Source organism: Nonomuraea sp. KM90 (assembly GCF_052246675.1).
Lineage (GTDB): Bacteria > Actinomycetota > Actinomycetes > Streptosporangiales > Streptosporangiaceae > Nonomuraea.
The window spans coordinates 156,323-174,676 of sequence record NZ_JBQQCB010000001.1 but is presented as its reverse complement, the minus strand read 5'-3'; the positions used below and the strand labels follow the sequence as shown (position 1 = coordinate 174,676).

The following is an 18,354-nucleotide window of genomic DNA, read 5'->3' as shown; positions in this document are numbered from 1 at the left end:
CCTAAAGCGTGCTCGTCAGCGGCCACCTGCCGTTGGGCGTGACGATCGTTCCCGCTGAGCCGCCGAGTATGCGCTCGGCCTCGTCCAGCTTCCCGATGGCCGCCATGTCGCCGGTCGTCTCCACGAACCGGCAGGCCGCCTCCACCTTCGGCCCCATCGAGCCCGCCGGGAAGTCGAGGGCCCGCAGCTCGTGCGGCGTGGTGTGACCGATCTCGCTCTGCTGCGGCGTGCCGAAGTCCCGCATGACGCGCGGCACGTCGGTCAGGCTCAGGAACGCGTCGCACTCCAGGGCCTCGGCCAGCATCGAGGTGGTGAGGTCCTTGTCGATCACGGCCTCCACGCCGGTGAGGCGGCCGCGCTCGTCGCGTACGACGGGGATGCCGCCGCCGCCCGCGCACACCACGATCACTCCCTCGCCCATCATCCGGCGGATCAGCCGGGTCTCGACCACGCGCTGCGGCGCGGGGGAGGGGACGACACGCCGCCAGTGGCGGCCGTCCTGCCCGACCGTCCAGCCGCGCTCGGCGGCCAGCTTCTCGGCCTCCTCCTGCTCGTAGACCTGGCCGACGAACTTGGCCGGGTGCTCGAAGGCCGGGTCGACCGCCGACACCAGCGTCTGCGTCACCATGGTCAGCACCTGCCTGCCGGGCAGCGCGTTCTGCAGGGCCTGCTGCATCCAGTAGCCGATCAGGCCCTGCGTCTGCGCGCCGAGCGCGTCGAACGGGTACGGCCTGGTCAGGTTGGGGTCGGCCGCGCTCTCCATGGCCAGCATGCCGACCTGGGGGCCGTTGCCGTGGGTGATGACCAGCTCGTGCTCGCCGGCGAGCCGGGCGAGCGTCTTGACGGCCGTGCGCACGTTGGCCAGCTGGACGTCCGCGTCCGGCCGCTGCCCGCGCCTGAGCACCGCGTTGCCGCCCAGTGCCACGATGACCCGCATTCAGTCCCCCAAGGTCGCGACCATGATGGCCTTGATCGTGTGCAGCCGGTTCTCGGCCTGGTCGAAGACGATCGAGCGCGGCGACTCGAAGACGCTCTCGGTCACCTCCAGCGCGTCGAGCCCGGTCTTGTCGTAGATGTCGCGCCCGACCGCCGTCTCCCGGTCGTGGAAGGCGGGCAGGCAGTGCATGAACCGCACCGCCGGGTTGCCGGTGGCCCTCACCACGGCGTCGTTCACCTGGTACGGCAGCAGCAGCTTGATCCGCTCGTCCCACACCTCGGCGGGCTCGCCCATCGACACCCACACGTCGGTGTAGAGGAAGTCGACCCCGCGCACGCCCCTGTTCAAGTCGTCGGTGACGGTGATCCGGGCGCCGGTGGCCGCGGCCAGCTCCTCGGCGGGCCCGACCACCCGGGCGGGGTCCGGCCACAGCGCCCTGGGCGCGACGAGCCGTACGTCCATGCCGAACATGGCCCCCGTCACCAGCAGCGAGTGGCCCATGTTGTTGCGCGCGTCGCCGAGATAGGCGTAGGACACCTCGCGCAGCGGCCGGTCGCTGTGCTCGCGCATGGTCAGCATGTCGGCCAGCATCTGCGTGGGGTGCCATTCGTCGGTCAGGCCGTTCCACACCGGCACCCCCGACAGCGCGGCCAGCTCCTCGACGTGGGCCTGTTCGCTGCCGCGGTACTCGATGCCGTCGAACATCCGGCCCAGCACCCGCGCGGTGTCGCCGACCGACTCCTTGTGCCCGATCTGCGAGCCGAGCGGGTCGAGGTACGTCGTGTGCGCGCCCTGGTCGTGGGCGGCCACCTCGAAGGCGCAGCGGGTGCGCGTGGAGGTCTTCTCGAAGATCAGCGCGATGTTCCTGCCCCGGAGCCGCTGCCGCTCGGTCCCGGCGTACTTGGCGGCTTTCAGCTCGGCCGACAGCCGCAGCAGGAAGCCCAGCTCCCCCGGAGTGAAGTCGAGCTCCTTGAGGAAGCTGCGGTTGCGCAGGTTGAAGGCCATCATGGAAAAGCGGTCCCCCTAGACGGCGTCACGCTCGAGCGGGCAGCTCATGCACCGCGGCCCGCCGCGCCCGCGGCCGAGCTCGCTGCCCCTGATCGTGATCACCTCGATGCCGTTGTCGCGCAGGTGGTTGTTGGTGGTGGCGTTGCGCTCGTAGGCCACGACCACGCCGGGCTCCAGCGCCAGCCCGTTGCAGCCGTCGTCCCACTGCTCCCGCTCGGCGGCGTACACGTCCTGGGTGGGTGTCAGGACCGTGATGTCCGGCAGGTCGAGGGCGTGCGCGATGGCCTTGTGCATGTCCTGTGGCGGGTGGTCGGTGACCTCGAGCTCCTTGGAGGTCGCGCCGGGCTCGATGGTGTACGCCGGCAGCATGCCCAGGCCCGCGTACTTGGTGAACACCCCGACGTCCAGCATCGTCATCACGGTGTCGAGATGCATGAACGCCCGCGCCTTCGGCATGTCGAGCGCCACGATCCGCCGCGCGGAGCCGGCCCTGAACAGCCGCTGCGCCAGCATCTCGACCGCCTGCGGCTGGGTGCGCTCGCTCATCCCGACCAGCACCGCGCCCCGGCCGATGACCAGGACGTCGCCGCCCTCCATGGTCGCCGGGGCCACCGACTGACCGGGCATCCAGCAGTGGTAGCCGCCCTGCCCCGGCCGGTTGAAGCCGCCGGCGAAGGTCGGGTGATACATGTAGACGGCCTCCATGTTGACCGTCTCCCGCATGCGGGCCTTCTTCTTCATCGCGTTGATCGACACGCCGTCGTAGATCCAGCACGACGTGTCGCGCGTGAACAGGTGGTTGGGCAGCGGCGGCAGGATGAAGTCGTCGTCGGCCGTGGCGTGGAAGGTCACCGCCTTGGGGTCGCAGCCCAGCGCGATCAGCTCCCGCTTGGTGATGCCGCCGGTCAGGTAGACCTGCAGCGTCGCGGAGTCCATCCCGTCGAGGGTGTTGCGGATGTCGTCGAGGGCGACCGGGCCGAGCCAGCGCTCGTCGATGACCGCGTCGAGGATGTGCTTGCGGGCCTCGGGGATGTCGATCGTCTCCCTGAGCAGGTCGGCCAGGAGGTGGACGCGGATGCCCCGGGCGGTGAGCACCTGCTGGAACTCCTCGTGCTCCTCGATCGCGCGCTGGACCCACAGCACGTCGTCGAACAGGAACGCGTCCTTGCTGGTCGGGGTCAGCCGTTTCAGCGCCAGGTCGGGCTTGTGCAGCAGCACCTGCCGCAGGCGCCCGACCTCGGAATCGACATGGAAAGTCATCTCTGCTGTATCCCCCTCCAGGGAGCGGAAGTCACGCGCCCCGACCGCCCCCGCGCGCCGGTGACGTGCCCCGGCCGCGGGGCGCTGACACGGCGGCGGCCCGGGAAATTACCTGATCGAGGACGTCGGCTGAATCCGCTACCGGACCGTTGCTCCGCGTACGGGCCTCACCGGGGGCTCTCACGTTGTAGCTGGTAGCCCCTGGTACTGTGTGTCCCGACCAACACCCTTTTAAGACCCGTCCCGTGAGGCGGGAAAGGTGGTGAGATTCGCCATGTCCGATTCCAGGGCCGTCCTAGAGGGCCCGGACATCCATCGGGCGCTGACCCGGATCGCGCACGAGATCCTCGAGCGCACCAAAGGCGCCGACGACGTCGTCCTCCTCGGCATCCCGACCCGCGGCGCGACGCTGGCCCGCCGGCTCGGCGACCGCATCGAGCAGTTCGAGGGCGTCAAGATCCCCGTCGGCTCGATCGACATCACGATGTACCGCGACGACCTGCGGCGCGGGCCCGTCCGCCCGCTCGGCCGCACCGAGCTGCCGTCCGACGGCATCGACGGCAGGGTCGTGGTGCTCGTCGACGACGTCCTCTACTCCGGCCGCACCGTGCGGGCCGCGCTGGACGCGCTCAACGACCTGGGCCGCCCCACCGCCGTACAGCTCGCCACGCTGGTCGACCGCGGTCACCGCGAGCTGCCCATCCGCGCCGACTACGTCGGCAAGAACCTGCCGACCGCCAAGAGCGAGAAGGTCAAGGTCTACCTGCAGGAGATCGACGGCCGCGACGCCGTCCTGCTCATGAAGGGGGGCGCCAAGTGAACCGGCACCTGATCTCCGCCGGAGACCTGACCAAGGACGACGCGCTGCTCATCCTCGACACCGCCGAGGAGCTGGCGAGGGTCTCGGAACGTTCCATCAAGAAGCTGCCCACGCTGCGCGGGCGCACGGTGGTCAACCTGTTCTTCGAGGACTCCACCCGGACGCGGATCTCGTTCGAGGCGGCGGCCAAGCGGCTGTCCGCCGACGTGATCAACTTCTCCGCCAAGGGGTCGAGCGTGTCCAAGGGCGAGTCGCTCAAGGACACCGCGCTCACCCTGGAGGCCATGGGCGCCGACGCGGTCGTCATCCGCCACAGCGCCTCCGGCGCGCCGCACCGCCTGGCCAACTGGGTGCACGGCAGCGTCGTCAACGCCGGCGACGGCACCCACGAGCACCCCACGCAGGCGCTGCTCGACGCCTTCTCCATGCGCCGCCGCCTGGGCGGCCTGGAGGGCCGCCGGGTCACCATCGTCGGCGACGTGCTGCACAGCCGGGTCGCCCGCTCCAACGTGCTGCTGCTGCACACGCTGGGGGCGGAGGTCACGCTGGTCGCGCCGCCCACGCTGCTGCCCGTCTCCGTCGGGAGCTGGCCGTGCGAGGTGTCGTACGACCTCGACGCCGTGCTGCCCAAGTCCGACGTGGTGATGATGCTGCGGGTGCAGAAGGAGCGGATGAACGCCGCGTACTTCCCGAGCGAGCGCGAATACTCCCGCCGGTACGGCCTCGACCGCGACCGGTTCGCCAAGATGCCCGACGACGCGATCGTCATGCACCCCGGGCCGATGAACCGGGGCATGGAGATCGCCGCCGAGGTGGCCGACTCGGCCCGGTCCACGATCGTCGAACAGGTCGCCAACGGGGTGACCATCCGCATGGCCGTCCTGTATCTGCTCCTCGGGGGAGAGATCGCATGATCATTAAAAATGTCAGGATCCTGGGCGGGGAGCCGGCCGACATCCGGATCGCCGACGGGGTGATCGCGGAGATCGGCCCGGGGCTCGACGGGCCCGAGGTCGTCGACGGCGCGGGCGCGATCGCGCTGCCCGGCCTCGTCGACCTGCACACCCACCTGCGCGAGCCCGGCCGCGAGGACGCCGAGACCGTGCAGACCGGCACCCAGTCGGCCGCCCGCGGCGGCTACACCGCCGTGCACGCCATGGCCAACACCTCGCCCGTCGCCGACACGGCCGGCGTGGTCGAGCAGGTGTGGCGGCTCGGGCGCGAGTTCGCGCACTGCGACGTCCACCCGGTCGGCGCGGTCACCGTCGGGCTCGAGGGCAGGCAGCTCGCCGAGCTGGGCGCGATGGCCGACTCGGCCGCCCGCGTGCGCGTCTTCTCCGACGACGGCAAGTGCGTGGACGACGCGGTGCTCATGCGCCGCGCCCTGGAATACGTCAAGGCGTTCGACGGCGTCATCGCCCAGCACGCCCAGGAGCCCAGGCTCACCTCCGGCGCCCAGATGAACGAGGGCGTGGTCTCCGGCCGCCTCGGCCTGACCGGCTGGCCGGCCGTCGCGGAGGAGGCGATCATCGCCCGCGACTGCCTCCTGGCCGCCCACGTCGGCTCCCGGCTGCACGTCTGCCACGTCTCGACGGCCGGCTCGGTCGAGATCATCCGCTGGGCCAAGTCCAAGGGCTGGAACATCACCGCCGAGGTCACCCCGCACCACCTGCTGCTCACCGACGACCTCGTCGAGGAGTCGCCGGTCGGCGCGTACAACCCGATCTACAAGGTCAACCCGCCGCTGCGCACCCGCGCCGACGTCGAGGCGCTGCGCGCCGCGCTGGCCGACGGCACGATCGACATCGTGGCCACCGACCACGCGCCCCACCCGGTCGAGGACAAGGAGACCGAGTGGTCGGCCGCGGCCATGGGCATGGTCGGCCTGGAGACGGCGCTCAGCGTGGTCCAGGAGGCCATGGTCGAGACGGGCCTGCTCGACTGGGCCGGCATCGCCCAGCGCATGTCCGTCGTGCCCGCCCGCATCGGCCGCCTCGGCGGCCACGGCCGGCCGCTGGAGGCGGGGGCTCCGGCCAACATCACGCTCTACGACCCGTCCGTACGCACCAAGGTGGACCCCGCCGCCTTCGCGTCGAAGAGCAGGAACACCCCCTACGAGGGGATGACGCTGCCTGGCCGGGTAGTGGCCACGTTCCTGCGCGGCAGGCCGACCGTTCTCGAAGGGAAGCTGGTTTGAACACAGCGGTGCTCGTCCTGGAAGACGGCCGCGTCTTCCACGGGATTCCATACGGCGCCGAAGGTGAGACGTTCGGCGAGATGGTCTTCAACACCGGCATGACCGGCTACCAGGAGACCCTGACGGACCCCTCCTACCACCGGCAGATCGTCGCCATGACGGCGCCGCACATCGGCAACACCGGCGTCAACGACGAGGACCCCGAGTCGCGGCGTGTCTGGGTGGCCGGATACGTCGTGCGCGAGCCCTCCAGGGTGGTCTCGAACTGGCGGGCCAACCGCTCGCTCGACGACTACCTCAAGGAACAGGGCGTCGTCGGCATCGCCATCCCCGGCACCCGCGCGCTCACCCGCCACCTGCGCGAGCGCGGCGCCATGCGGGCCGGCATCTTCAGCGCCCCGGCCGAGCCGGTCGAGGAGCTGGTCGAGCGCGTACGCCACGCGCCCCGCATGGAGGGCGCCGCCCTCGCGCCGGAGGTCAGCACGGCCGAGCCGTACGTCGTCCCCGCCGTCGGCGCCAGGCGCTTCACGGTCGCGGCCGTGGACCTGGGCATCAAGGGCATGACGCCGCACCGCATGGCCGAGCGCGGCTGCGAGGTGCACGTGCTGCCCGCCGACGCCACGTTCGAGCAGATCATGGCGGTCGAGCCGGACGGGGTGTTCCTGTCCAACGGGCCCGGCGACCCGGCCACCGTGGACGTCACCGCCCTGCGGAAGGTCCTGGAGGCCAGGGTCCCGTTCTTCGGGATCTGCTTCGGCAACCAGATCTTCGGGCGGGCCCTGGGGCTGTCCACGTACAAGCTGCGTTACGGGCACCGGGGGGTCAACCAGCCGGTCCAGGACGTGCGCACCGGGAAGGTGGAGATCTCGGCGCACAACCACGGGTTCGCCGTGGAGGCGCCGCTCGACGGGCCGTTCGAGACCCCGTACGGGCCGGCCGAGGTCAGCCACGTCAACCTCAACGACCGCTGCGTGGAGGGCCTGCGCCTGCTCGACGGGCGGGCCTTCAGCGTCCAGTACCACCCGGAGGCCGCCGCGGGCCCCCACGACGCCGCCTACCTTTTCGACGAGTTTTGCGAGGTCATGAGCCGTGCCCAAGCGTGATGACATCAGGTCCGTCCTGGTGATCGGCTCGGGGCCGATCGTGATCGGACAGGCGTGCGAGTTCGACTACTCGGGCACCCAGGCGTGCCGCGTGCTGCGTGCCGAGGGCTTCCGGGTGATCCTGGTCAACAGCAACCCGGCGACGATCATGACGGACCCGGAGTTCGCCGACGCCACCTACGTCGAGCCGATCACCCCCGAGTTCGTCGAGAAGATCATCGCCAAGGAGCGCCCCGACGCGCTGCTGCCGACGCTGGGCGGCCAGACCGCGCTCAACACCGCGGTCGCGCTGCACGAGTCGGGCGTGCTGGACAAGTACGAGGTCGAGCTCATCGGCGCCGACTTCGACGCCATCCAGGCCGGCGAGAACCGCGAGCGGTTCAAGGAGATCGTCGCCAAGGTCGCCCGCGAGCGCGGCCTCAACGCCGAGTCGGCCAGGTCGCTCATCTGCCACACGATGGAGGAGTGCCTGGCCGCCGCGGGCGAGCTGGGCTACCCGGTGGTCGTGCGGCCCTCGTTCACCATGGGCGGGGCCGGCTCCGGCTTCGCCTACGACGAGGAGGACCTGCGGCGCATCGCCGGCGCCGGGCTCGACGCCTCCCCGACCACCGAGGTGCTCCTGGAGGAGTCCATCCTCGGCTGGAAGGAGTACGAGCTGGAGGTCATGCGCGACAAGGCCGACAACGTCGTCATCGTCTGCTCCATCGAGAACATCGACCCGATGGGCGTCCACACCGGCGACAGCGTCACCGTCGCGCCCGCGCTGACCCTGACCGACCGCGAATACCAGAACATGCGCGACGTCGCCATCGCGGTCATCCGCGAGGTCGGCGTCGACACCGGCGGCTGCAACATCCAGTTCGCGGTGGACCCGAGCACCGGGCGCATGATCGTCATCGAGATGAACCCGCGCGTGTCCAGGTCCTCCGCCCTGGCGTCCAAGGCCACCGGCTTCCCGATCGCGAAGATCGCGGCCAAGCTGGCCATCGGCTACACGCTCGACGAGATCCCCAACGACATCACCAAGGAGACCCCGGCCTCCTTCGAGCCGACGCTCGACTACATCGTGGTGAAGGTGCCGCGCTTCGCGTTCGAGAAGTTCCGGGGCGCCGACCAGACGCTCACCACGCACATGAAGTCGGTGGGCGAGGCCATGGCCATCGGCCGCTCCTTCCCCGAGGCGCTGCAGAAGGCCCTGAGGTCGATGGAGAAGAAGGACTCGTCCTTCACCTGGGCGGGCGACGTCCGGCCCAAGGACGAGCTGCTGGAGGCGTGCCGCACGCCGCACGACGGCCGGCTGCGCACGATGCAGCAGGCCATCAGGGCCGGCGCCACGCCCGAGGAGCTGTTCGCGGCCACGAACGTGGACCCGTGGTTCATCGACCAGCTCTTCCTGCTGCACGAGGAGGCCGGCGCGGTCGCCGAGGCGGCCGAGCTGACCGCCGAGGTGCTCGAGCGGGCCAAGCACCTCGGGTTCAGCGACGTGCAGATCGGCGAGATCCGCGGCATCGACGAGGCCAGGGTGCGCGACCTGCGGCACGCGCTCGGGCTGCGGCCGGTCTACAACACCGTCGACACCTGCGCCGCCGAGTTCGCCGCCAAGACGCCCTACCTCTACTCGACGTACGACGAGGAGAACGAGGTCCCCACCGGGGAGCGGCAGAAGGTCATCATCCTCGGCTCCGGCCCCAACCGCATCGGCCAGGGCATCGAGTTCGACTACGCGTGCGTGCACGCCTCGTTCGAGCTGTCCAGGGCCGGGTTCGAGACCGTCATGGTCAACTGCAACCCCGAGACCGTCTCGACCGACTACGACACCTCCGACCGGCTCTACTTCGAGCCGCTCACGCTGGAGGACGTCCTGGAGGTCGTCCACGCCGAGCAGCAGACCGGCCCGGTGGCGGGCGTGATCGTGCAGCTCGGCGGGCAGACGCCGCTCGGGCTGGCGCAGGCGCTCAAGGACGCCGGCGTGCCCGTGGTCGGCACCTCGCCCGAGTCCATCCACCTGGCCGAGGAGCGCGGCGCGTTCGGGCGGGTGCTGGCCGAGGCGGGCCTGCCCGCGCCCAAGCACGGCACGGCGCTGACCGTGTCCGAGGCGCTGGAGATCGCCGAGGAGATCGGCTACCCCGTCCTCGTACGCCCCTCGTACGTGCTCGGCGGGGCCGGCATGGCCATCGTGTACGACGACGAGACGCTCACCACGTACATGGCGGCCCAGGAGGGCGGCCACCCGGTGCTGGTGGACAAGTTCCTCGACGAGGCCATCGAGATCGACGTGGACGCCCTCTACGACGGCGAGGAGCTGTACCTGGGCGGCGTCATGGAGCACATCGAGGAGGCCGGGATCCACTCCGGCGACTCGGCGTGCGCCCTGCCGCCCATCACGCTCGGCAGCCACGACATCAAGCGCATCCGCGCCGCCACGGAGGCCATCGCCGCCGGGGTGGGCGTGCGCGGGCTGCTGAACGTCCAGTACGCCATGTCCGCCGGCGTCCTGTACGTCCTGGAGGCCAACCCGCGCGCCAGCCGTACCGTGCCGTTCGTGTCCAAGGCCACGGCGGTGCCGCTGGCCAAGGCGGCGGCCAGGGTGATGCTCGGCGCGTCGATCGCCTCGCTGCGCGAGGAGGGCATGCTGCCCGCCACCGGCGATGGCGGGACGCTGCCCCTCGACGCGTCCATCGCGGTCAAGGAGGCGGTGCTGCCGTTCAACCGCTTCCGCGGCGTGGACACCGTCCTGGGGCCCGAGATGCGCTCCACGGGCGAGGTCATGGGCATTGACGAGTTCTTCGGGATCGCCTTCGCCAAGTCCCAGGCGGGCGCCTACGGCGAATTGCCGACCAAGGGACGCGCGTTCGTATCCGTGGCCAACAGGGACAAGCGTGCGATGATCTTTCCTGTGAAGGCGCTGGCGGATCTCGGATTCGAGATCCTGGCCACCGAGGGGACCGCCGAGGTGCTGCGCCGCAACGGCGTCCATGCCAAGATCGTGCGAAAGCACAGCGAGGGAACGGGTCCCGGAGGTGAGCCCACGAGCGTGCAGGCCATTCTCGACGGCGAGGTCGACCTGATCGTCAACACGCCCTTCGGCAGCCCCGGGCAGTCGGGGCCGCGGCTCGACGGCTACGACATCCGCACGGCCGCCGTGCTGCGCGGCATCCCGTGCATCACCACGGTGGCCGGGCTCGCCGCGGCGGCCGCGGGCATCCAGGCGATCGTACGCGGCGACGTCGGCGTGCGGTCCCTCCAGGAGCACGCACAGGCACTCCGGGGCTGACCCCGCACGGGAGGTGAAGACGACTGGCCGGCACACCGGTGCAGGTGACGGGCACGGTGCTCACGACGCGCCGGGTCGACGCCTATCATGCGCTGACGGTGGTGGCGCCCGGCATCGCCGAGCGTTACCGCCCCGGTCACTTCGTCTCCGTGGCGGTCGGCGGGGCGCACACGTCGATGGTGACGCGCCGCGCGCTGTCCATCCACGACGTGAAGTCCGACTACGGCGGCACGGTGGAGCTCGTCTTCACCGTGCGCGGCCCGGGCACCGCGTGGCTGGCCGACCGGCGCGCCCGTGACACGCTCGACCTGGTCGGACCGCTCGGGCGCCCCTTCCCGCTGCCGCGCGACCCCGTCAACTGCGTGCTGGTCGGCTCCGACTACGGCTCCGCCGTGCTCTTCCCGCTGGCCGACGCGCTGCTGGCGCGTGGCTGCCGGGTCGACTTCGTGCTCGGCGGCACCGGGGCGGAGCGGGTGTTCGGGGCGATGCGGGCCCGCAGGATGGCCCAGACGACCACGCTGACCACCGAGGACGGCTCGCTCGGGCTGCGCGGCAAGGTCACCGACGCGCTGCCCTCGGTGATCGCCGACACGCGCGCCGACGCCGTCTACGCGTGCGCGCCCATGGAGACGCTGCGGGCGGTGACGGCGGTGGCGATGGAGTTCGACATCCCGGTGCAGGTGGCGGTCGAGGAGTCGATGGCCTGCGGGATCGGCGTGTGCATGACGTGCGTGCTGCCCGTGATCGGGGACGACGGGGCGACCAGGATGGTCAGGGCGTGTGCGGAGGGGCCGGTGTTCCGGGGGGAGCGGGTGCGCTTCGAGGACGTGGGAACGATCCCGTTCGACGCGCTCGGCGCCCCCGGAGGCGGTGCACGACATGTCAGTTGATATGCGTACGTTCCTGGCGCACGTGGAACTGGCCAACCCCATCACCACCGCCGCCGGCTGCGCCGCCTCGGGACGGGAGCTGGCCCAGTTCTTCGACCTGCACCGGCTCGGCGCGCTGACCACCCGCTCGATCACCATGGCGCCGCGCGCCGGCCGGCCCACGCCGCGCATGGCGGAGACGCCCTCCGGCATGCTCAACGCCGTCGGGCTGCAGGGGCCGGGCATCGAGGCGTTCCTGGAGCGCGAGCTGCCCTGGCTGGCCCAGCGGGGCATCAAGACCATCGTCTCGATCGGCGGGGGCACCGTCGCCGAGTATTCGGAGCTGGCCCGCAGGCTCGCCGACGCGCCCGGGGTGACCGCGCTGGAGGTCAACCTCTCCTGCCCGAACATGGAGGACCGGGGCCGCGTCTTCGCCCGCGAGGGCAGCGCGGCGGCCGAGGTGATCGCCTCCGTACGCTCCATCATGCGCTACGACGTGCCGGTCGTCGCCAAGCTCGCGCCCGACGTGGCCGACATCGTCTCCGTCGCGCGGGCCTGCGTGGACGCCGGGGCCGACGCGCTGTCCATGATCAACAATCCGCTCGGCATGGCCATCGACACCGAGGCGCTGCGGCCCTCGCTCGCCGCCGTCACCGGCGGGCTGTCGGGGCCGGCCATCCTGCCGCTGGCCGTACGGTGCGTCTGGCAGGTCCACGCGGCGCTGCCCGGGGTGCCCCTGATCGGCATCGGCGGCGTGATGACCGGCCGGGACGCCTTCCAGCTCGTCCTGGCGGGCGCCTGCGCGGTCGGAGTGGGCACGGCGCTGTTCCACGACCCCTACGCCTGCCTGCGCATCGAACGCGAGCTCGAGGACCTCCTGAGGGCCCGTGGCTTCCAGCGGCTGGCCGACGCCGTCGGCCTCGCGCACCGCCCGCCGGGGAGTGCCCCCCGGCACCTGTTGGTCGATACCGAGGAGAGCACGCCTTGACTCCCGAATCCCAGGAGAGCCCGTCTTGACCCCCGCGCCCATAGCCGTCGCTCTCGACGCCCCGGACCTGGAGACCGCCGCCCGGTGGGCCGCCCTGGTCACGCCCCATGTCAGCACGGTCAAGGTCGGCCTGGAGCTCTACCTGCGCTACGGCCCCGACGTGATCGCCTCCGTGCGGGGGGCCAGCGGCGTGCGCGTGTTCCTCGACCTCAAGCTGCACGACATCCCCAACACCGTCGCCGGCGCGGCGCGCGCGGTGTCGCGGCTGCGGCCCTCGATCCTCACCGTGCACGCCGCCGGCGGGCGAGCCATGATCAGGGCCGCCGTGGAGGCCGCGCCGCACACCCAGATCGCCGCCGTGACCGTCCTGACCTCCCTGACCGAGGCCGACCTTGACCGCATCGGGCTCGCCGGGCCCGCCGAGGACGCTGTACGCCGCCTGGCGGCGCTGTCGGTCGAGGCGGGCGCCACGGCGCTCGTGTGCTCGCCCAACGAGGTGTCGGCCGTGCGGGCCGAGGTGGGGGAGGGGATCACCCTCATCACGCCCGGCGTGCGGCCCACCGGAGCCGCCACGCAGGACCAGGTGCGCGTGGCCACGCCGGAGCAGGCGCTGGCCGACGGGGCGGACCTGCTGGTCATCGGGCGGCCCATCACGGGCTCGCCGGACCCGGGGGCGACCGCCGCCGCCATCGCCGCCTCACTCCGCCGCGCCTCGTAACGCCCTCGGCAACCTCGGCCGCCTCCGGTCCGCGCCCGCCCGGCTTACCTGCCCGCCCGGACTGCCGCGCCCGCGCGGACCCGGCCGTGGCCGTACGTCACCGCCGCCGCACGAACCCCTCCGGTCGCCCCGCCCACCAGACGGTCACCCGGTGACAGGACGGACCCTCGGAAGTGGACGCGCAGGACACGCCCGGAAGACCCCCGCTCACAAGATCGTAATGCATCCGTGCGGGAGGTCGCGCACCATCGCCGCATCGGGTTTCGGCCCTGGTGCGGGGCGGGTTTCGGACATCGGCCGATGACGGGAATGCGATCATCGTTGCGTTTCGCGACATCGGCGCGAGCCGACGCGCGAAGACGGATGTGAGGGCGATTTGATCAGCGGAATGTGATTTTACGAATACGCAGAGTGATGAAGTGGATTTTGTGGCGAGAGAAACCGCTCTTGACGTTGCTTAGGGGGCGATGACCAGCTAGTTTCCCTTCCCGTCCGAGTACATCGACAGAAATTCGAGGTGACCCGGCGTGGCTCTTCCTCCCCTGACCCCTGAGCAGCGCGCCGCAGCCCTGGAGAAGGCTGCCAAGGCCCGTAAAGAGCGTGCCGAGGTCAAGAACCGGCTCAAGCATGGCGCGGTTTCTCTGGCTGAGGTGCTCAAGGATGGGCAGACCGACGACGTCATCGGCAAGATGAAGGTGTCGGCTTTGTTGGAATCGCTCCCTGGCGTGGGCAAGGTCCGCGCCAAGCAGCTCATGGAGCGGCTTGCCATTGCCGAGTCCCGCCGCGTGCGGGGTCTCGGTGCGAACCAGAGGGCCTCCCTCGAGCGCGAGTTCGGTGGCAACGAGAGCTAATCTCTGTTCCACACGAAATCGCAGGTTCAACGGGGGGTAGGAAGTGACCGACAGGTCCTGGTCCGGCGATGTCAGTGCCCACGAGGCGGTCGGATCGGTAGCGGAGGTCGGCTTCCTGCCCTTGAGCGAAAGGCGGCTGACGGTCCTTTCAGGGCCGTCGGGCGTCGGAAAGTCCACGGTCGTCGCCGAGCTCCGGCGGGCACACCCAGAGGTGTGGCTGTCGGTCTCGGTGACAACCAGGAGGCCCCGGCCCGGTGAGGTCAACGGGGTCCACTACTTCTTCGTCGACGGAGAGGAGTTCGACCGCCTCGTGGAGGCGGGCGAGCTGCTCGAGTGGGCGGAGTTCGCGGGCAACCGCTACGGCACGCCGCGCGAGCCGGTGCTGAAGAAGCTCGCCGACGGCGTGCCGACCCTGCTCGAGATCGACCTCGAGGGAGCCAGGCAGGTACGCCGGAGCATGCCGGAGGCGCTGCTGATCTTCCTGGCCCCGCCCACGTGGGAGGAGCTGGAGAAGCGGCTGCGCGGGCGCGGCACCGAGCCGGAGGAGGTCATCGCGCGCCGGCTGGAGGCCGGACGGATCGAGATGGCCGCCGAGGGCGAGTTCGACCTCACCCTGGTGAACACGAGCGTCCAAGACGTGTGCCATCGGCTGATAGCCTTGATGACTGACCCTCAGGGGGTCACGACAACCACCAACCGAGAGGTCTGACAATCGTGGCAGGCACCACCCCGGCCGCGGAGGGCATCACCAACCCGCCGATCGACGCGCTGCTCGACATCGTCGACAGCAAATACTCCCTGGTGATCATGGGTGCCAAGCGCGCCCGCCAGATCAACGCCTACTACTCCCAGCTCGGCGAGGGCCTGCTGGAATACGTCGGGCCACTGGTCGAGACGCATGCTCAGGAGAAGCCACTGTCCATCGCGCTGCGCGAGGTCTCCGAGGGCCTGCTCAACGCCGAGCCCATCGAAGGCGCGGTCTGACCCCTTCGATGAAGGTCGTCCTGGGCGTCAGCGGCGGCATCGCCGCGTACAAGGCGTGTGAGCTGTTGCGCCTTTTCACCGAGTCCGGCCACGAGGTGCGGGTCGTCCCGACCCGCGAGGCCCTGAAGTTCGTGGGCGCGCCCACCTGGGCCGCCCTGTCGGGCAACCCCGTGTCGGCGGAGGTGTGGGACGACGTTCACGAGGTGCCCCACGTACGGATCGGCAAGAGCGCCGACCTCGTCGTGGTGGCACCGGCGACCGCCGACGTGCTCGCCAGGGCGGCGCACGGCATGGCGGGCGATCTGCTCACCAACACGCTGCTGACGGCCACGTGCCCGGTCGTGTTCGCGCCCGCGATGCACACCGAGATGTGGCAGCACCCCGCCACCCGCGCCAATGTCGCGACGCTGCGCGAGCGGGGAGCCGTCGTGATCGACCCGGCGGTGGGCCGGCTCACGGGCGCCGACACCGGCCCCGGGCGGCTGCCCGACCCCGCCGAGATCTTCCAGGTCTGCCTGCGCGTGTCGCGCGGCCGGCCCCGCGACCTGGCCGGGCGCAAGGTCGTGGTCTCCGCCGGGGGCACCCGCGAGGCCATCGACCCCGTCCGCTACATCGGCAACCGCTCCTCCGGGCTGCAGGGCTACGCCCTGGCCCGCACGGCCGCCGCCCGCGGCGCCGAGGTGACGGTGCTCGCCGCCAACGTCACCCTCCCCGACCCCGCCGGTTCCACGGTGGTGCGGGTGGAGTCCACGGCCGAGCTGCGCGAGGCCGTGCTGGCCGCCTCGGCCGGCGCCGACGTGGTGGTCATGGCCGCGGCCGTGGCCGACTTCCGGCCCGCGACACGCCATGACGCCAAGATCAAGAAGACGGACGGCGAGCCCGAGGCCATTCGGCTGACCAAGAACCCCGACATTCTCGCCGAGCTGGGCGAGCGCCGCCGTGCCGGATCGGCCGGCGCCGTCGGCGGGGCGCGGGCCCAGGTGATCGTCGGGTTCGCGGCCGAGACGCACGACGTGCTCGCCAACGGGCAGGCCAAGCTCGCGCGCAAGGGCTGCGACCTGCTGGTCGTCAACCAGGTGGGGGACGGGCTGGCGTTCGGCACCCCCGGCAACGCGGCCACCGTGCTGGTGGCGGGCGGCGAGCCGGTGGAGGTGCCGTTCGGGCCCAAGGAGGACCTGGCCGACGCCGTGTGGGACCTGGTGGCCGCCCGCCTCCACTGATTCCCCCGAAACGGTCATTTAGGGGACGCGCTACCCGTATCGCGTACAAAGCGTGCAGAGCCAATTACTCGATCACCTGTTGCAACACCCCCGGACGCCTGCGGATACTTGGGGCAAAGGGGGATGGAATGCCGGTGGGTTCTGCTGTCAGGGATCGTTGTAGAACATTGCTCGGCGACCAAGGGGAGATCCAGTACGTCTTCCCCGCGTTCTCCGCGGGGCCGGCCGGTACGGGGAACTTCCTGATCGTCGTCACCGACTCGGCCATTTCCGTGCTGGCCACCAGGACGCTCAGGATCGATCGGCCGGTGTCGGTGTTCGCCGAGTTCCCGCGCGACACCAGGCTCGGCCCCATCCTGACTGGACACGTACTCGAGCTCGGCTCGATGGTGTTCGAGTTCGATGAGGAGTACGCCGCGGTGGTGTCGGCCGCCGACGCGGAGATCTTCGCGCCGGAGACGCTGCCACCCGACCCCCTGCCCGATCTGTGATGGGAGCCAGATGGTGGACGGTTTCGCGACCGGGCACCGGGTAGGGCTAGACTTCGGCGAGGCCCAGGCATGCCCATCTGCCCCGGGCCTTACATACGTCAGCAGCCGCTGCATGAGGAGCCACTGAGTTGTCACGTCGCCTGTTCACCTCCGAGTCGGTCACCGAGGGCCACCCGGACAAGATCGCCGACCAGATCAGTGACGCGATTCTCGACGCCATGCTCAAGGACGACCCCAAGAGCCGGGTCGCCGTCGAGACGCTGATCACTACCGGCCAGGTCCACGTCGCAGGCGAGGTCACGACCGAGACCTACGTCGACATCCCCGGCGTCATCCGGGAGAAGATCCTGGAGATCGGCTACGACGCCTCCCACAAGGGCTTCGACGGCGCCTCCTGCGGCGTGTCGGTGTCCATCGGCGCGCAGTCGCCCGACATCGCCCAGGGTGTCGACGACGCCTACGAGCACCGCATCGGCGGCGACGCCGACGAGCTCGACCGCCAGGGCGCCGGCGACCAGGGCCTCATGTTCGGCTACGCCTGCCGCGAGACCCCCGAGCTGATGCCGCTGCCGATCACGCTGGCCCACCGCCTGGCCCAGCGCCTGGCCGAGGTGCGCAAGACCGGCAAGGTCCCCTACCTCCGCCCCGACGGCAAGACGCAGGTCACGATCGAATACGACGGCGACACGCCCGTCCGCCTCGACACCGTGGTCGTCTCCACGCAGCACGCGGCCGAGATCGACCTCAAGGAGATGCTGGCGCCCGACATCAAGGAGCACGTGGTCGACCCCGTGCTCGCGGAGCTCGACCCCGACCTCGACACCGAGGGCTACCGCCTGCTGGTCAACCCGACCGGCCGCTTCGAGATCGGCGGCCCGATGGGCGATGCCGGCCTCACCGGCCGCAAGATCATCATCGACACCTACGGCGGCATGGCCCGCCACGGTGGCGGCGCCTTCTCCGGCAAGGACCCGTCCAAGGTCGACCGCTCGGCCGCCTACGCGATGCGCTGGGTCGCCAAGAACGTCGTCGCCGCCGGGCTCGCCGACCGGTGCGAGGTCCAGGTGGCGTACGCGATCGGCAAGGCCCAGCCGGTCGGCCTGTTCGTGGAGTGCTTCGGCACCGAGAAGCTGGCGGTGGAGAAGATCCAGGACGCCGTGCTGCAGGTGTTCGACCTGCGCCCGGCCGCGATCATCCGCGACCTCGACCTGCTGCGCCCGATCTACTCGGAGACCGCCGCCTACGGGCACTTCGGCCGCGAGGGCTTCTCCTGGGAGTCCACCGACCGCGCCGAGGCCCTCAGGACCGCCGCCGGCCTCTGACGGCTCCCCCCGGACCGGCCCGACCTGGCCGGTCCGGGAGCTCACCTGCCCGGTGCCGCCATGCTCCACCTGAGCGGCGGCGCCGGCTTCGGCGTTCCCCGGGGATGGCCTTCGCGGGTGTCCGCGGTGACGCCCTGCTGGAAAGCCGTGGCGGCGCCCGGTCGGTGCACCGCCGCTCCCGCCACCTCGCCGTCCCCTCCCACGGGCCGCCCCTCTCCACGGACCTCAGCGGGGCGGGCGTGGTGACGTGCGGAAAGCGGGCCCGGCCGGGAGGCGTGCCGTCCCGTGACGCCCGCACTCCGGATCCGAGGG

17 protein-coding genes are annotated in these 18,354 nt (G+C 70.9%); 14 read left to right on the top strand and 3 right to left on the bottom strand.

Going from position 1 to position 18,354, the window contains the following annotated elements; genetic code table 11:
- Position 1: 1 nt before the first annotated feature.
- From arcC to ACTWPW_RS01105, 3 genes are read right to left on the bottom strand one after another with little or no spacing between them, the layout of a single operon-like run.
- Positions 2-937 carry a carbamate kinase gene (gene arcC, locus ACTWPW_RS01115; protein WP_375109220.1) on the bottom strand — a complete coding sequence of 312 codons (936 nt, stop codon included), beginning with the start codon at positions 935-937 and terminating at the stop codon, positions 2-4.
- Positions 938-1,942 carry an ornithine carbamoyltransferase gene (gene argF, locus ACTWPW_RS01110; protein WP_375109522.1) on the bottom strand — a complete coding sequence of 335 codons (1,005 nt, stop codon included), beginning with the start codon at positions 1,940-1,942 and terminating at the stop codon, positions 938-940.
- A gap of 18 nt (positions 1,943-1,960) precedes the next feature.
- Complete coding sequence (locus ACTWPW_RS01105; protein WP_375109221.1) at positions 1,961-3,205, bottom strand: arginine deiminase; 1,245 nt, start codon at positions 3,203-3,205, stop codon at positions 1,961-1,963.
- A 274-nt stretch (positions 3,206-3,479) separates the two neighbouring features.
- On the opposite strand from ACTWPW_RS01105, the gene pyrR reads away from it, so the two are divergent.
- The 14 genes from pyrR (at position 3,480) to metK (ending at position 18,042) form a co-directional block, all read left to right on the top strand.
- Positions 3,480-4,025 carry a bifunctional pyr operon transcriptional regulator/uracil phosphoribosyltransferase PyrR gene (gene pyrR / locus ACTWPW_RS01100; protein WP_364134974.1) on the top strand — a complete coding sequence of 182 codons (546 nt, stop codon included), beginning with the start codon at positions 3,480-3,482 and terminating at the stop codon, positions 4,023-4,025.
- Positions 4,022-4,939, top strand: a complete 918-nt coding sequence (locus ACTWPW_RS01095; protein WP_375109222.1) for an aspartate carbamoyltransferase catalytic subunit — start codon at positions 4,022-4,024, stop codon at positions 4,937-4,939. Before pyrR ends, ACTWPW_RS01095 begins: the two co-directional genes overlap by 4 nt.
- Entirely contained in the window at positions 4,936-6,222 is a 1,287-nt protein-coding gene (locus ACTWPW_RS01090) for a dihydroorotase (RefSeq protein ID WP_375109223.1), read from the top strand. Before ACTWPW_RS01095 ends, ACTWPW_RS01090 begins: the two co-directional genes overlap by 4 nt.
- Positions 6,219-7,325 carry a glutamine-hydrolyzing carbamoyl-phosphate synthase small subunit gene (gene carA, locus ACTWPW_RS01085; RefSeq protein WP_375109224.1) on the top strand — a complete coding sequence of 369 codons (1,107 nt, stop codon included), beginning with the start codon at positions 6,219-6,221 and terminating at the stop codon, positions 7,323-7,325. Before ACTWPW_RS01090 ends, carA begins: the two co-directional genes overlap by 4 nt.
- Entirely contained in the window at positions 7,312-10,599 is a 3,288-nt protein-coding gene (gene carB, locus ACTWPW_RS01080; RefSeq protein WP_364134963.1) for a carbamoyl-phosphate synthase large subunit, read from the top strand. Before carA ends, carB begins: the two co-directional genes overlap by 14 nt.
- Positions 10,600-10,637: 38 nt before the next feature.
- On the top strand, positions 10,638-11,489 hold the full coding sequence (locus tag ACTWPW_RS01075; RefSeq protein ID WP_443167699.1) for a dihydroorotate dehydrogenase electron transfer subunit: 852 nt from the start codon (positions 10,638-10,640) through the stop codon (positions 11,487-11,489).
- Positions 11,479-12,456, top strand: a complete 978-nt coding sequence (locus ACTWPW_RS01070) for a dihydroorotate dehydrogenase (protein WP_364134958.1) — start codon at positions 11,479-11,481, stop codon at positions 12,454-12,456. Before ACTWPW_RS01075 ends, ACTWPW_RS01070 begins: the two co-directional genes overlap by 11 nt.
- A gap of 25 nt (positions 12,457-12,481) precedes the next feature.
- Positions 12,482-13,174, top strand: coding sequence for an orotidine-5'-phosphate decarboxylase (gene pyrF / locus ACTWPW_RS01065; protein WP_375109225.1), 693 nt, complete (start codon positions 12,482-12,484; stop codon positions 13,172-13,174).
- A gap of 527 nt (positions 13,175-13,701) precedes the next feature.
- Positions 13,702-14,025 (top strand): integration host factor, actinobacterial type, encoded by a 324-nt coding sequence (mihF, locus tag ACTWPW_RS01060; protein ID WP_020541698.1) that lies wholly within the window; start codon positions 13,702-13,704, stop codon positions 14,023-14,025.
- Positions 14,026-14,140: 115 nt separating this feature from the next.
- Positions 14,141-14,734, top strand: a complete 594-nt coding sequence (gene gmk, locus ACTWPW_RS01055; RefSeq protein ID WP_364134994.1) for a guanylate kinase — start codon at positions 14,141-14,143, stop codon at positions 14,732-14,734.
- 5 nt (positions 14,735-14,739) lie between these two features.
- Positions 14,740-15,009, top strand: coding sequence for a DNA-directed RNA polymerase subunit omega (gene rpoZ, locus ACTWPW_RS01050; protein ID WP_043638590.1), 270 nt, complete (start codon positions 14,740-14,742; stop codon positions 15,007-15,009).
- A gap of 8 nt (positions 15,010-15,017) precedes the next feature.
- Positions 15,018-16,229 (top strand): bifunctional phosphopantothenoylcysteine decarboxylase/phosphopantothenate--cysteine ligase CoaBC, encoded by a 1,212-nt coding sequence (coaBC, locus tag ACTWPW_RS01045; protein WP_443167698.1) that lies wholly within the window; start codon positions 15,018-15,020, stop codon positions 16,227-16,229.
- Between the two features lie 167 nt (positions 16,230-16,396).
- Complete coding sequence (locus ACTWPW_RS01040) at positions 16,397-16,720, top strand: hypothetical protein (protein WP_443167697.1); 324 nt, start codon at positions 16,397-16,399, stop codon at positions 16,718-16,720.
- A gap of 128 nt (positions 16,721-16,848) precedes the next feature.
- Positions 16,849-18,042 carry a methionine adenosyltransferase gene (gene metK / locus ACTWPW_RS01035; protein ID WP_364134946.1) on the top strand — a complete coding sequence of 398 codons (1,194 nt, stop codon included), beginning with the start codon at positions 16,849-16,851 and terminating at the stop codon, positions 18,040-18,042.
- The last annotated feature ends 312 nt before the right edge of the window (positions 18,043-18,354 follow it).

Coding starts and splice junctions, on each gene's coding strand:
- arcC (WP_375109220.1), bottom strand. CDS start 937: ATGCGGGTCATCGTGGCACTGGGCGGCAACGCGGTGCTCAGGCGCGGG.
- argF (WP_375109522.1), bottom strand. CDS start 1,942: ATGGCCTTCAACCTGCGCAACCGCAGCTTCCTCAAGGAGCTCGACTTC.
- ACTWPW_RS01105 (WP_375109221.1), bottom strand. CDS start 3,205: ATGACTTTCCATGTCGATTCCGAGGTCGGGCGCCTGCGGCAGGTGCTG.
- pyrR (WP_364134974.1), top strand. CDS start 3,480: ATGTCCGATTCCAGGGCCGTCCTAGAGGGCCCGGACATCCATCGGGCG.
- ACTWPW_RS01090 (WP_375109223.1), top strand. CDS start 4,936: ATGATCATTAAAAATGTCAGGATCCTGGGCGGGGAGCCGGCCGACATC.
- ACTWPW_RS01070 (WP_364134958.1), top strand. CDS start 11,479: ATGTCAGTTGATATGCGTACGTTCCTGGCGCACGTGGAACTGGCCAAC.
- coaBC (WP_443167698.1), top strand. CDS start 15,018: ATGAAGGTCGTCCTGGGCGTCAGCGGCGGCATCGCCGCGTACAAGGCG.